The organism is [Bacillus] enclensis, from assembly GCF_001456935.1.
Classification (GTDB): Bacteria; Bacillota; Bacilli; order Bacillales; family Bacillaceae_B; genus Rossellomorea; species Rossellomorea enclensis.
The window spans coordinates 360,525-375,037 of the sequence record NZ_KQ758484.1; the positions used below are offsets into that span (position 1 = coordinate 360,525).

At 48.9% G+C, this 14,513-nt stretch carries 13 protein-coding genes; all 13 read right to left on the bottom strand.

What is annotated here, in order from left to right; all coding sequences use genetic code 11:
• Complete coding sequence (locus AS034_RS14545) at positions 1-612, bottom strand: flavin reductase family protein (protein WP_058299043.1); 612 nt, start codon at positions 610-612, stop codon at positions 1-3.
• Positions 613-1,722: a histidinol-phosphate transaminase gene (hisC, locus tag AS034_RS14550; protein WP_058299044.1), complete on the bottom strand. Its 1,110-nt coding sequence runs from the start codon at positions 1,720-1,722 to the stop codon at positions 613-615. It lies immediately after the preceding gene.
• Between the two features lie 190 nt (positions 1,723-1,912).
• Positions 1,913-3,028, bottom strand: coding sequence for a 4-hydroxyphenylpyruvate dioxygenase (hppD, locus tag AS034_RS14555; RefSeq protein WP_032085540.1), 1,116 nt, complete (start codon positions 3,026-3,028; stop codon positions 1,913-1,915).
• A gap of 111 nt (positions 3,029-3,139) precedes the next feature.
• Complete coding sequence (locus tag AS034_RS14560; protein ID WP_058299045.1) at positions 3,140-4,570, bottom strand: dihydrolipoyl dehydrogenase family protein; 1,431 nt, start codon at positions 4,568-4,570, stop codon at positions 3,140-3,142.
• Entirely contained in the window at positions 4,571-5,764 is a 1,194-nt protein-coding gene (locus tag AS034_RS14565) for a dihydrolipoamide acetyltransferase family protein (protein WP_058299046.1), read from the bottom strand.
• A 21-nt stretch (positions 5,765-5,785) separates the two neighbouring features.
• The gene (locus tag AS034_RS14570; protein WP_058299047.1) at positions 5,786-6,781 is read right to left on the bottom strand and encodes an alpha-ketoacid dehydrogenase subunit beta; all 996 of its coding nucleotides are present in this window, start codon (positions 6,779-6,781) and stop codon (positions 5,786-5,788) included.
• Complete coding sequence (gene pdhA / locus AS034_RS14575) at positions 6,778-7,848, bottom strand: pyruvate dehydrogenase (acetyl-transferring) E1 component subunit alpha (protein ID WP_058299048.1); 1,071 nt, start codon at positions 7,846-7,848, stop codon at positions 6,778-6,780. The genes AS034_RS14570 and pdhA overlap by 4 nt, the downstream gene beginning before the upstream one ends.
• A 267-nt stretch (positions 7,849-8,115) precedes the next feature.
• Positions 8,116-9,222 carry a Leu/Phe/Val dehydrogenase gene (locus tag AS034_RS14580; RefSeq protein ID WP_032085535.1) on the bottom strand — a complete coding sequence of 369 codons (1,107 nt, stop codon included), beginning with the start codon at positions 9,220-9,222 and terminating at the stop codon, positions 8,116-8,118.
• Between the two features lie 50 nt (positions 9,223-9,272).
• The gene (locus AS034_RS14585; protein ID WP_058299049.1) at positions 9,273-9,668 is read right to left on the bottom strand and encodes a thioesterase family protein; all 396 of its coding nucleotides are present in this window, start codon (positions 9,666-9,668) and stop codon (positions 9,273-9,275) included.
• A 339-nt stretch (positions 9,669-10,007) separates the two neighbouring features.
• Positions 10,008-10,802 (bottom strand): ABC transporter ATP-binding protein, encoded by a 795-nt coding sequence (locus AS034_RS14590; protein WP_032085825.1) that lies wholly within the window; start codon positions 10,800-10,802, stop codon positions 10,008-10,010.
• Positions 10,777-11,805: an ABC transporter permease gene (locus tag AS034_RS14595; protein ID WP_058299050.1), complete on the bottom strand. Its 1,029-nt coding sequence runs from the start codon at positions 11,803-11,805 to the stop codon at positions 10,777-10,779. Before AS034_RS14595 ends, AS034_RS14590 begins: the two co-directional genes overlap by 26 nt.
• 16 nt (positions 11,806-11,821) lie before the next feature.
• Positions 11,822-12,826, bottom strand: a complete 1,005-nt coding sequence (locus AS034_RS14600; protein ID WP_058299051.1) for an ABC transporter substrate-binding protein — start codon at positions 12,824-12,826, stop codon at positions 11,822-11,824.
• A 478-nt stretch (positions 12,827-13,304) separates the two neighbouring features.
• Entirely contained in the window at positions 13,305-14,258 is a 954-nt protein-coding gene (locus AS034_RS14605; protein WP_058299052.1) for an NAD(P)H-dependent flavin oxidoreductase, read from the bottom strand.
• Between the last annotated feature and the right edge of the window lie 255 nt (positions 14,259-14,513).

The window sequence follows — 14,513 nt, forward strand, 5'->3', positions numbered from 1 at the left end:
TCACCTTTTCCTGATCATTTCAAACGAATCCGCCAGCGGTTTCGTATACGATTGGCCGGCAAGCCTGCCGACAGGCTTTAATTTCTGTGAATCGATCTTCCCGTCATAATAAAGGTCATCGTCGATCCTCACGCATTCCACCTTGCCGATCACAAGGCTCCCTGCACCGGGCTGATCCCCGAAGTGAAGGACCTGATGCAGGGTGCATTCAAGCTGCACCTTGCTTTCTGCAACTCCTGGCGGCCTCACGGTGACCGACTCCTTCTTTGTTAAGCCTGTTTGTTCAAACTCGTCGATTCCGCGGTCGAATTCAATCGCACAGTTATTCATTTCCTCGACGAACTCTTCACTTACGATATTGATGACAAATTCATTCGTCTCTTCGATATTCCAGAGCGTATCTTTTTTGGCCCCGTCTTTCCCCTTTCTCATCGGGGAAAAGCAGACGAGCATCGGCTCCGCGGAAATGGCCGTGAAGAAACTGAAAGGAGCAAGATTCGCCCTCCCGTCAGCGTCGAGGGTGGAGACGAAAGCAATCGGCCGCGGCAAAATACTGCCGATCATTAATTTATACGCGTCCTGCCAGGGAAGGGTGTGTGGTTTGAGATCCATTCACTCTCCTCCTTTCGCATTTAAAATTTGTTCCAGTGAAGAAACAAACAGTCTATTGTCTTCCTCGGTGCCGATCGTGACGCGCACGGTCGTAGGATATCCGAGCAGGGTCCCGGAGCGGACGACGATCCCTCTTTTCACAAGTTCAGAGGAAACATGATCACCGTTCAGTCCGGTGTCCACCATGATGAAGTTTGCCTGTGATGGAAAATAGCTTACTCCCAAACGGTGAAACTCTTTTTCTAAGTATTCACGGCCAACTTGATTTTTGTGGGTGCATTCACGTATGAAAGATTGATCCTCGAGCGCGATGACCGCAGATCTCTGGGCGATCATGTTCACGTTGAATACATCCTTTACTTTTCTCAGCTGTTCGGCAATTTCCTCGTTCATCACGCCGAACCCGACCCGCAGCCCGGCAAGGCCGTAAATTTTTGAAAAGGTCCTCAGGACAATCAAATTATCAAACTGAGACAATAATGGTAATGTTTCGAGGTAGTCATCGGTCGTCACGTACTCCATGTATGCTTCGTCCACGACCACCAAAATGTGCGACGGGATGCTTTCGAGAAATGCCAGCAGCTCTTTTTTTCCGACGATGGTTCCTGTGGGATTGTTGGGATTGCATACAAAGATGAGCTTTGTCTTTGGAGTGACCGCCCGGGCCATGGCTTTCAGGTCATGCGTGCCATCAACCAAAGGGACGATGACAGGTGAGCCTCCTTCAAGGAATACATTCGTCTGATACCTCGGAAAGGTCACATCGGCCATGACGGCTTCGTCCCCGCAGGACATATATGCCCTTGTCAGCAGCCGGATTACTTCATCCGACCCATTCCCGAACACCAGCTTTTCTTTCTCCACACCAAGGAACGCTGCAACTTTATTTGATAGTTCAATGGCTGCCCCGTCCGGGTAGAGAAAAAGATCCCCGTCCTGTTCCTTGAACCATTTCTTCACATTCGGTGAGCAGCCATAAATATTCTCATTTTCCGAGAGCTTCCTGATTTTGCTCAATCCATGCTCTTTCTGCAGATCTGCCAATGTCTTTCCCAGCACATAGGGAGCGATATGCGTTACCGCTTCTCTTGTTTTAAATTTAAGTGCCATGCATGTCCCCCGCTTTCCTCATGGATGAAGGGGGCCGACCCGTTTCAAGTAAAAAGCTTCCCCCGCACTGAATAAGCACCTATTCAGCCGGAATCAGCTCCCCTCTTTACGGGTTAACCCCCCTTGACCGGTCCCTTTGACCCCAATATCTCTCTATCTTTCTTTATTTATCTGTATCTATTAATATGGTTTATAAATTTCCGCGGCGTTCCTGCTCGCGTTCGATGGATTCGAAAAGTGCCTTGAAGTTTCCTTCCCCGAAGCCCCTTGCTCCTTTACGCTGGATGACTTCGATGAACAGTGTCGGACGGTCGACGATCGGCTTGGTGAAGATTTGAAGGAGATACCCTTCATCATCGCGGTCAACCAGAATATTTAGTTCTTTGATCTTTGAAATTTCTTCATCGATTTCGCCTACACGCTCTGAAAGCATTTCATAATAAGAGTCCGGAGTGTTCAGGAATTCTACTCCGTTTTCTTTTAATTTACCGACTGTTTTCACGATATCTTCTGTGAGTATCGCAATGTGCTGGACACCAGGTCCGCCGTAGAACTCGAGATATTCCTCAATCTGGGATTTACGTTTCCCTTCCGCCGGTTCGTTGATTGGGAACTTGATTCTTCCCCCGTTATGCATGACCTTGGACATGAGGGCGGAATACTCGGTCGTGATATCTTCATTCGTGAAGTGACGCATTTCCTTGAAGCCCATCACTTTCTCATAGTACTCGACCCATTCTTCCATTCTTTCGACGTTGCCGACAACGTGGTCGACCGCGATGATGCCGGTATCTTCATTGTTCAGTGCCGAATCATATTTTTCAAAGCCCGGCATGAAGATCCCTTTGTAATCCTTGCGCTCGATCAGCGTGTGGACCGTGTCACCATATGTACCGATCACGGCTTTTTTCAATGTTCCTTCATCATCTTCAAGTGTGGACGGCGGCATGATTTCGATCGCCCCGCGTTCCACAGCCCCGGTGTAAGCCTTTTCAACATCATCCACCATAAGAGCGATATCCTTGATTCCATCCCCATGCTTATGGATGAACTGTGAGACACGGCTTCCTTCGTGCAGACTGCCTGTGATCACCAGGCGCACCTTATTCTGCTGCAGAACATAGGAGACCGTGTCCCGGTTGCCTGTTTCAAGGCCCGAGTAAGCCACAGTCTTAAATCCATATGCCGTACAGAAGAAGTGGGCGGTCTGCTTTGCATTTCCCGCATAATACTCCAGATAGTCAACATCCCTTACCGGAAATAGTTCTTCCACTTTTTCTTTTTTCTTCGCCGCATTCTCTTGCATACTGATCCCTCCAGATAACTTTTTATATTTTCTGAATATATCGTAAATAATTACACGCATCTTCTCAAGAGCGGCCGGTGAAGCTTGAACGCTTTTCTGCAATGAAGCGCACTATCTTCCAGCCGGCTCTTTTTTGCGGGGAGGCAGATGGACCGACGCTCCCTTTATTGCTTCCACTGCTTCCAAAAGGCTCTCTCCGAACCCCGGATGAGCATACAGGGGAAAACTGAAATCTTCATCCCTGGCTGCCATTTCAAGTCCGAGGACCCCGGTTTGGATCAACTCGACGGCGCCTGCCCCGATCATATGGATTCCGAGTATAAGATCGGTTTCTTTATCAGAGACAATCTTCACCAGGCCGTCCGATGCACCTGTCACACCCGCATAGCCATTCGCCCTCACAGGGAATTCGCTCACGGAAACCGCATACCCCTCCTCTTCCGCCTGGCTTTCACTCAACCCCGTAAAAGCCACTGGCGGAGTAAGCTGGATGACTGTCGGTATATGCCGGAGGTCAACTTCAGGGTGCCTTCCCGCGATGGCCTCTGCCGCCGCCTTCCCCTGCTTGATCGCTTTTACTGCAAGGGACGGGCCTTCCGTCACATCGCCTATAGCCCATAGGTTATCAATCGACGTCCTTCCCAGGTTGTCGGTTTTAATGAACCCGTCCCCTGTCAATTCGATTCCCAGGCGGTCAAGGCCCAGATTTCCTACATTCGGCCTTACACTTCCGCTTACAGCGAAATGACTGCTTTCGATCGAGATGGTTTCGCCATTTTCTTTCTTCAGAATCGTGCGAACCCCGGATTCGTTCCTCGATACCTCCTGAAGCTCACAGTCTTTCAGCACGGTTATCTTCTGCTTTTTAAAAAGTCTCAGGAGTTCTTTTGTAATACTGGAATCGAATGGCAGTTCCTCCGGCAGGATCAGTGTGACACTGCACCCGAGCGCCGCAAAGGACGAGGCGATTTCGAGTGAAATATAATCCGATCCGCAGACAGCCAGTTCATTCGGAATTTCTTCCAGCGTAAAGATGTCGCGTTCTTTCAGAATTCTTTCTGAGTCAAACTGAATGCCTGCTTCATAATGGAATTCTCCCCCGGCCGCTATGATCGCCTGTTTAAAATTAAACAGTGAGAACTCGTGCCCGTTTTCCACTCCGATCCTCGAATCCGAGAGGAAAGAAGCCGTCCCTTTCACGATTTCGATTTCATTCGCTTTACAGAGTGCTTCCACCCCTTTGCGGAGCTGGGTGACCTTTTTCTCCCTGTACTGTTGAAGGAGGGACATGTTCAGATCTGTCTGCATGAATTCCATTCCCATTTCCGTTAGATGGCCGAGTTTCTTATATTCTTGTGCAAAATGGGTGAAGATCTTGGACGGTATGCACCCTTTATTGAGGCATGTGCCCCCCAGTTCTTCCTTTTCGATGAGGGTCACCCGCCGCCCAAGGCCTGCAGCCCTGATGGCGGCATGATATCCGCCCGGTCCGCCGCCGATGACGACAACATCTTTATCTTCCGTGATTTCTCCCACTACCATTTATATCAACTCCAGAAGCAAGGTTTGGGGTTCCTCTATGAGATCACGCAAACGGTTGGTGAATCGTACCGCCGTGCCGCCGTCTGCTACCCGGTGATCGAAAGACATCGACACATTCATCATCGAACGGATGACGATTTCATCGTTTTCATTCACCATCGGCCGCTTCTTCGTTTTATGGAAGGCAAGCAGTCCGGTTTCAGGTTCATTGATGATCGGCGTGGCTCCGATCGATCCATTCAGCGGACCGACATTGCTGACCGTGAATGTCCCGCCAGTCATTTCTTTGACCGTCAATCTATTTTCCTGCGCTTTGCGCGTCAGTTCTTTCATTTCCTGATGGATGATTTTCATCGATTTCGCTTCCACATTGCGGATGACCGGAACGATCAGCCCCTCTTCTGTGTCTGTTGCCAAACCGATATGATGCTCCCGTTTAAGATGGACACACTCATTTTTTTCATCAAGTTCCGCATTGAATAGAGGGAACTCTTTTAAACAGATCGAAATGACTTTGATAAAATAGGCTCCCATCGAAATGGACTGCCCCCGGCTCTTCATCGTTTCTTTCCATTCCAGCAGATTGGTCATGTCGATTTCTTCAAAGTGGGTGCAGTGCGCGATCGTGCGAAGGGAATGTGTCATCTTTGAAGCGATTTGTTTCCTTCTTCCCCTGAACGGGATCGTGCTTGTATCCTTGGCGGCAGCGTCCGGCTGGACTTCCTGTACTTCCAGTGCCTCTTCAGCGCGTATAGGCTCTTCAGGCTGTGAGCCGGTGTCTTTTTGGAGAAAAGTGTACACGTCTTCATCAAGGATCCGTCCGCCTGCCCCGCTGCCGGTGACCTCATCCAGGTCCACACCGTTTTCCCTGGCGATTTTCCTTGTGTAAGGTGAAGCCAGTACTCTCCTCGCCCTGATGCCCTGGGGCTTTTTCGGCTGTGTGACTGCTTCCGGCATCCCATCTTCCTTTTCCATCAGCAGCACAGTCGTACCGACCGGGATCGTTTCCCCTTCCCCGACTTTCAATTCTTTTATCCTGCCTGAAAAAGGCGCAGGTATTTCAGCGGTCATCTTGTCCGTCTGTACTTCCACCAGCGGCTGATCCGCTTTGACCGTGTCCCCTGCCTTGACAAGGAAATGATTCACGTTCGCTTCCGTCATGCCTTCCCCGATATCGTGAAGCTTGACCTCCATACTCTCCCCCCTCTTATCAATCTAGTATTCTGCCACTTTCTTGACTGCCTCCAGTACGCGTTTCTTGTCAGGCAGATAAAAATCTTCAAAACCGAAATACGGAACGGGTGTGTCAAAGCCCGTCACACGCTCCACCGGTGCTTTTTGATATAAAAAGGACGTATCATTGATGATGGCGAGTACGTCATTCCCCACTCCGCCAGTCGCGTGTGCCTCGTGCACCACGACTGTCCTTCCCGTTTTCTGGACGGAGTCAGATATCAAGTCCTTATCCAGCGGATAAAGGGTGCGCAGATCCAGCACTTCACATGAAATCCCTTTCTTCGCAGCTTCTTCTGCGGCTTCTTCCGCCACCTTGACCATGGCCCCCCAGGCGATGACTGTGACGTCCTCCCCTTCTTTCACTACCTTCCCTTTCCCGATTTCAACCGTGTACTTCTCTTCCGGCACTTCTTCGCGTGAGGAACGGTAGCATCTCATCGGTTCGAGGAAAAGGACCGGATCTGGGTCTTCGATGGCCGCAATCATGAGCCCTTTCGCATCATAAGGGCTTGAAGGGCAGACCACCTTGATGCCCGGCATATGAGTAAAGATCGCTTCAGTGCTGTCGGAATGGATTTCAGGCGCCCTGACCCCCGCCCCGTAAGGAGCCCTGATCACGAGCGGACATGTGAAATGCCCAAGGGTCCTTGAGCGCAGACGGGAAGCATGTGTCATGATCTGCTCATAGGCAGGATAGATGAATCCCATGAACTGAACCTCTGCCACCGGTCTGAAGCCGTTCACGGCCATACCGATCGCAGCACCGATGAACCCGGCTTCACTGAGCGGGGTATCCATGACCCTGTCTTCACCGAACTCTGCCTGCAGTCCGTCGGTCGCCCTGAAAACGCCTCCGTTGGTGCCGATATCTTCCCCCATAAGCAGCACGTCATCGTGTTCAGCCAGCATCACTCTCATTCCATCCGTGACCGCCCCGACCATCGTCAGCATCTTTGTCTTGGTTAATGTGCTCATCGGCTCACTCCTCCCATACTTTTCAGGAGCTTTTCTTTTTGTTCCTGGATCGTCCATGTCGGTTTTTCAAAAACATAATCGAATATGACACTTGGATCTGCAGCAGGATAGGCTTCCAATTCATCAACTGCGAGGTCCACTTCCTTCGTACATTCATTCCCGACTGATTCCATCCAATCCTCGTCGATCCAGCCCTTTTTCTCCATGAACTTCACGAGCCTGTCTACCGGGTCGTTGTCATGCCTTCTCGCATCGCTCTCTTGCTGGTCGCGGTATTTTGTCGGGTCATCGGCAGTCGTATGCGCACCGTATCTCCAGGTGACCGATTCGATCAGGGTCGGTCCCTCTCCGCTTCGTGCCCGTTCCAGGGCTTTTTTCGTTTCAAAATACACAGCAAAAATATCATTGCCGTCTATCCTGACTCCCGGAATATCATAAGCCAGTGCTTTCTGGGCAATGGTTTTCGTTTTCATTTGTTTATGCATCGGGACTGATATCGCATAATGATTGTTCTGGTTAAAAAAGACAACCGGAGCCTCCCATACGCTTGCGATATTCAAGCCTTCATGAAAATCCCCTTCAGACGTCGCACCGTCGCCGAAGTATGCAATCGCAGCATTCCTCGTCCCTTTCCTTTTCTCGGCATAAGCCGCACCCACCGCATGCGGGAGCTGTGTGGCAATCGGGATGCCCGGTGTGAAAATGTTCTTCCCTTCCGGAGGGACGCATCCTTCATTCCTCCCTTTCCAGAAGAGGAGGATGTTCAACAGGGAATGACCGAACGTCATCGCGGCCCCGTGATCGCGGTATGTCGGGAAGAGCCAGTCTTTCTCATTCAGTGCGAGGGCAGTCCCGACCTGCGAGGCTTCCTGGCCCTCGTATGGTGCATATGTGCCAATCCTTCCCTGCCTTTGAAGACTGACTGCTTTACGGTCAAAGGTTCGGATCCTGATCAAATGACGATAAAACTGCCGGGCCATGTTTTCTGAAATCTCGTTTTCATATTCGGTTTGAATAAGTTCCCCTTGATTGTCCATCACCTGGACGATTGGAAAATCCTCGATCATTTCATCACCTCGTGTGGTGCTTATTTTTTATTGTCCAGCTCCAGGGCTTAGAGGCACTTGTCATAAGCCAAATGGTCCATGAAGGCAAAATACGCCTTCATCTTATGTTTGTCACCTCTGAACGAGCCGCCTACGTTTTTCTTATTGTCCAGCTCCGGCGGCTAGCCCCTCGAGGTCATAAGCCATGGCTGCCATAAAGGCAAAGAACGCCTTTTTGGCACCCCTGCCTTATGCTTGTCGGGGCTGAGCAAGCCACCTCCGCTTTTCTTATTGCCTTACTGCCCATTTAGGCCGTTTCATGTGTGAGAAGAAGCTGTTTCTTCTTGAGCGGGAGTGGATGCGGTCTTCGCAGAAGCGGTCCGCTGCTTCCATTGTGGTCATCTGCTGGTTCTCTGCTTGAAGGTAAATATTCTGAAGTGTGTTATAGATGGCACTTGTCTTTTGAAGGACCCGCTCTTTATTCGGTTCGTATAATTCATCTGCCACCTGGATCAATCCGCCGGCATTGACGATGTAATCCGGGGCGTAAAGGATTCCTTTTTCATGAAGCTTCAACCCATGGGACAGGTCGAGAAGCTGGTTGTTGGCTGACCCTGCGACTGCCTTCACTTTCAGCTGGTCGATCGTGTCGTCATTAATGATTCCGCCGATTGCACACGGCACGAAGACATCGGCATCGACTGAATAAATTTCATCGCCTGATACGACTTTGATGGCCGCTCCCATGCTTTTCGCCTTTGATACCAGCTGATCAATCGAACCTTGATTGATATCGGTCACATACAGATCCGCCCCTTCATCCAGGAGGCGCTCGGCCACTTTATAACCGACTTTCCCAAGGCCCTGGATCGCATAGCTCTTCCCGTGCAGGTCCCTTGATCCCCAGATGGTCTGGTTCGTTGCCTGCAGTCCGTAAATGACCCCCATTGCAGTCGGGATCGACGAGTCTCCGCTTCCTCCGTATACTTCATCGACACCTACTATGCAATTCGTTTCTTTCAGTGCATAGACAAAATCTTCAGGTTCTGTCCCCATGTCTGTTCCGGTGTAGAAACGGCCGTTCAGGGATTCCACAAATTGACCGAAGGCACGGAATAATTCAGGATGCTTATCCTTCGCAGGGTCACCGATGATGACTGCCTTTCCTCCCCCGAAATCAACGTCTGCCGCAGCGCATTTGTACGTCATTCCCTTTGACAGGCGAAGCACATCGTTCAACGCTTCATCCACTGAGCCGTACGGCCTCATGCGGCAGCCGCCGAGTGCCGGGCCGAGTGTCGTGTTATGTATTGCGATTATGGCTTTGAGTCCTGTATCTTCATCATTACAAAAAACAACTTGTTCATGGTTCTTGATTTGTTCAAACATATCCATTCCGATTCCCCCAGACCTTTTGTAAACGCTTACAGATTAGAGCTCAAAAATTATATACGTTCGATTCTTTCTCTTATTTTTTCTTTGGGCAGGACAACCTGTTTGACCTCTCCCCTGCCGATGATCCTGTCATTCTTGAAATCTCTCACAATCACTTCCGTCACGATGATATTTTTCTCGTATTTAATGACCGCGGCTTTAATTTCAAGACTGGCACCGGTGCCTGCTGGAGCCATGTGCTCAACAGTCACTTTCGCCCCCATGCCTTCCTCATCTTCCTCCAGAAAAGGAAGAATGATTTTCCTGGACGCCCATTCCATGTGGTAGACCATCGAAACGGTTGAATAAACCGGATGCACCACACTTCCTTCGAACTGGGCATGCATGGAAGGGGACACTTCCGTCATGATCGTCGCAGTATGTCCTTCAGCTAAACCGGACTTCATCGCTTTCCCCCTTTAAACCAACGCATCATACATTTTCATATAACGTTAATTTAACGATATAATAACATTCAGTATTATAAATAGTCAATATATTGTTAAAATTTAAACATTTCATAAACCTGCATTTTGACCCCCCATACCGCTCATGATTTACGTGCAAGACTTCGCTTTCCGCTGGTAGCCCGTGAGCCTCCTCGTCACGTTAACAGGGCGTAACTGTCCAGCTTCAATCAACCGCTGGAATGGACTAACATCTCACTATATTTAAACAAAATTAAAACCCCGAGCTAATTTGCTCGGGGTATACTTTGACTAAAATGATTATGATCCAATCTCTTTTTAGGATAGAAGCGCGCGGTCGCTTGCGAGTTTGCTGCCGCGGATCCGCTGGAATTCATTGAGAAGTCCTTCAACTGTGAGGTGTTTCTTCTCATCTTCATTGACTTCAAGGATGATCTGTCCTTTGTCCATCATGATCAGGCGGTTGCCGAGATCGAGTGCCTGCTGCATATTATGGGTGACCATCAGGGTTGTCAGCTGATATTTCTCCACAATTTCTTTCGTCAGGTTCGTGATCAAATCGGCCCGGGCCGGATCAAGTGCTGCGGTATGTTCATCAAGCAGCAGGATCGACGGCTCGGTGAAAGTCGCCATCAAAAGGGACAGCGCCTGTCTCTCCCCGCCGGACAGCATTCCGACTTTTGCGTTAAGCCGGTTCTCGAGACCGAGATGGAGGGTTTCGAGTACTTCTTTGAAAAATTCTTTCCTCTTCTTCGTGACACCGATCCGGAAGGTTCTTGTCCGGTTCCGGGAATAAGCCATCGCCAAGTTCTCCTCGATCGTCATGGAAGGGGCCGTCCCTGCCATCGGGTCCTGGAAGACGCGTCCGATCAGCTTTGAACGCTTATACTCCGATACCCTGGAAACATCATGGCCATCAATGAGGACGTTACCAACATCCGGAAGCAGGACTCCCGATACGATGTTCATGAGAGTCGATTTCCCTGCACCGTTACTTCCGATGACCGTGACGAAGTCCCCCGGTTTCATGGTCAGCTGGATATCGTCGAGGGCGATTTTCTCATCCGGTGTGCCTTCATTGAAAACTTTATGAATTCGATTTAATTGCAGCACCGTCATCACCCTTCCTTTCAGTAAGAGGAACCTTATTCATTCTTTCCGCCATACGCTGTGCTTTACGTTTCTTATCCTTGTATCTGTCCATCACTTTCGGCATGATCAGAGCAAGGATGACGATGACCGCAGTGATCAGCTTCATGTCCCCGGTTTCAAGGAACTCAACCCGGAGTGCCATACTGACGACCAGCCGGTAGATGATTGCACCGCCTATGACGGCAAGAGTCGTGCGTGCGATCGTCTTTGTCCCGAATAACGCTTCACCGATGATGACAGAAGCAAGACCGATGATGATCATCCCGATCCCCATTCCGACATCGGCAAAACGGCTGTACTGGGCGATCAGTGCACCCGACAGCGCCACCATGCCGTTTGAAATCCCAAGTCCAAGTATGATCATAAGATTTGTATTGGCGGAAAAGCTGCGGATCATCCGCTGATTGTCGCCTGTTGCTCGAAGCGCCAGACCAACCTCGGTTTTCAAGAAAGCATCCGTCAGGAACTTGATGGCGAGTGTGATGATCACCATGATGAACAGGATGCTCCACGTCCCCGGGAGAGGTTCCCCAAGTCCCACTGCCATCCAGAGCTTGTTGAGCGCTGTATCGATGCCGAGCGGTGCCCATACACTTTCAACACCTGTAAAAGCTGTATCCTGGTTCAATAAAGGGACATTCGATCGTCCCATGATCCTGAGGTTGATGGAATAAAGGGCAATCATCATCAGTATCCCTGATAATAATGCATTGATTTTTCCAAATGTATGAAGCAGACCTGTTATGCACCCCGCTGCAAATCCAATTACGATTGCTGTCAGTGTTGCTGTAACGGGATTGTAGCCGCTGACAATCATGGTGGCGGCGACAGCAGCCCCGGTCACGAAGCTGCCATCCACCGTTAAATCAGGAAAATCCAATATCCGAAAGGACAGGTAGACTCCAAGGGCCATAATTGCGTATATGATTCCAGATTCAAAGGATGCGAATATTGCTGTTGGCACGAATCTTCATCCTCCCTTATTCTTCAAGAAATTTTCCTAAATCAGACCATGAATCTTTCACTTCCACACCTTGCTCTTCCGCTGCTTTTTTATTAAACATCAACTCGAAATTTTGCGGAGCCTGTACAGGAATTTCAGACGGTTTTTTCTCACCTTTCAAAATCTTGACGGCCATCATTCCCGTTTCGTAACCAAGATCTTCGTAATTGAAGCCGCTTGCTGCAATCGCACCTTTTTTCAATGAATCTAGTTCACCCACGAATAAAGGGATATCCTTTTCGTTCGCAACACCGATGACCGACTCTAGTGCTGATACCACCGTGTTGTCCTTAGGGATATAAATGGCATCCACCCGCCCTGTCAAGGATTCAGCTGCCTGCTTGACATCCGCTGATGTGGAAACGGAAGCTTCTACGACTTTGACTCCTTTGTCTTTGGCAAACTTATTGATTTCCTCTGCCTGAACGACAGCATTTTGTTCACCGGAGTTATAAATGATACCGATTGTTTTCGCTTTCATTTCGTCTGTGACAAAAGAAAGGGTCTTGGAAATCGCTTCAGGATGAGTATCCGTCGTACCCGTGATATTTTCGCCTGGCTCATCAAACGATTTCACCAATTCAGCACCCACTGGGTCCGTCACCGAAGTGAAAACGATCGGAATTTCTTTTGTGGCATTGAGCGCATGCTGTGCGCTTGGGGTTGAGTTTGCGAAGATAAGGTCTACGCCGTCACCCACAAGGTTCTTGGCCGCCGTTTGTGAATTACTTTGATCTCCCTGGGCTATCTGAACATTGTATTCAACATTTTCGCCTTCTTTAAAGCCGTTCTCCTCCAATGCTTTTTTAAATCCTTCAAATGCAGCATCCAGGGAAGGATGTTCTACGATCTGGGTGACACCGATGACATATTTCTTGTCACCATCATCTGCCGAACTCTTTTCACTGCTGCCGCATCCGGATAATATCGTCATACCCAGAAGCATTGTCATGGCACCGAACAACAAACTCTTCTTCTTCATTGATATCCCCCTTTTTCTCTTGAAAAATTTTATGATTAATAGTCTAATAGACTACTAGATCCCCATTGTAATAAAAAATGCCACCTTCGTGAATACAACGTTATATTATCATCACCGTCACAAAATAGTCAATAATATTCCGAAAATTTAAAAATTAATACTAGTATAGACGGTTTGGGTCTGAATATCTAGATGAATTTTTGATTTTTTAATAGTGTGACCGGGAGGGAAGGGTGTTGCTTTCGTGGTGAGCGCGAATAGTGTCGTATTTTGTAGAATGGTCGATATATTAAAATTTCGGACGATAAATTGATATTATGATCGATAAAAAAAAGGTTTTAGGAGATATCTCAAAAAACGGACGATAAAATCGATAAACGGTCGATAACCCGTTGTCTGGCCAGTGCCCATCTGTTGTATTGAAGATTGCTTCCAACAACAAAGCATGCCCCCCTAAAAGGAACATGCCTCTTCTCCATCATTTAACTTTGTGATTCACTAACCGCGTAAAAATGCCCTCTGCATCTCTCATCATTTTCTCTATCAACTCTTTCACTGTCGGGATATCCGATACCAGTCCGGAGATCTGTCCCCCATTGATGAAACCCCGGTCCAGCTTCCCTTCCAGTGCACCGATTCTATGAAAATCTTCTGAAGTAAGCTTTCCGAACTCCTCGGCAGGAACGCCTTCTTTCTCTTTTTGCAGCAATTCCGCAGAGTAAGGAGCCTTCATGACCCTTCTTACTTTTCCGACTGAGCGCCCGACAATCACCGTACTGTCATCCTTTGCATTCAAAAGCGCTGTTTTATAGTTTTCATGAAACGGCGCTTCCTTTGTCGCGATCAGGCGCGTCCCCATCTGAACCCCGCTTGCTCCGAGTGCAAGCATGGACGCAAGCCCTCTTCCATCCCCGATGCCTCCTGCAGCGGCCACGGGGATACTGACGGCATCAACGAGCTGAGGAATGAGGGCAAGGGTCGTCGTTTCCAGGTTGGAATTGATCCCAGCCGCTTCATATCCTTCGCCCACGATAATATCCGCCCCTGCTTGTTCTGCTTTCACCGCCTGTTTCTTTGAAGCGACCACACAGATGACCTTCACACCATGTTCATGAAAATATGGGATGAGCGGCGTCGGATTTCCTGCCGATAAGGATACGACTGGGACCCCATGTTTAACCACCAGGCGGACCATCTCCTGTAAATGAGGAGTGATGGCGATCGGAATATTTAACGCAAATGGTTTTGTTGTAAGATTCTTTGTCTCTATGATTATACTTTCAACTTCATCGACGTCCATTGTACCAACGCCGATCGTACCCAGTGCACCTGCTTCTGAAACGGCTGCAGTCAGAGGAGCATTGCTGATATTCCCCATCCCCCCCTGAAGAATGGGAACATCAATATTGAGAATCCCCGTTAAGTTATTCATTATAATCCCCCTTCGTTAAATTCATGTTATACGTTTACAAAAATTTAGACAAGAGGTAACTTTCGTTATTCTAGTAAAATGATAATCGATACTTAAAACCGCTAATGATTTCCGTGCAAGACTTCGCTTTCCCCGGGCGGTTGGTGAGCCTCCTCTCCTTATTCAGGATAAGAACTGTCCAGCTTCAGGGCTTAGTGGCACATGTCATAAGCCAAACCGTCCAAGTGCGCCTTGCAGGCCGATTCGTCTTATACC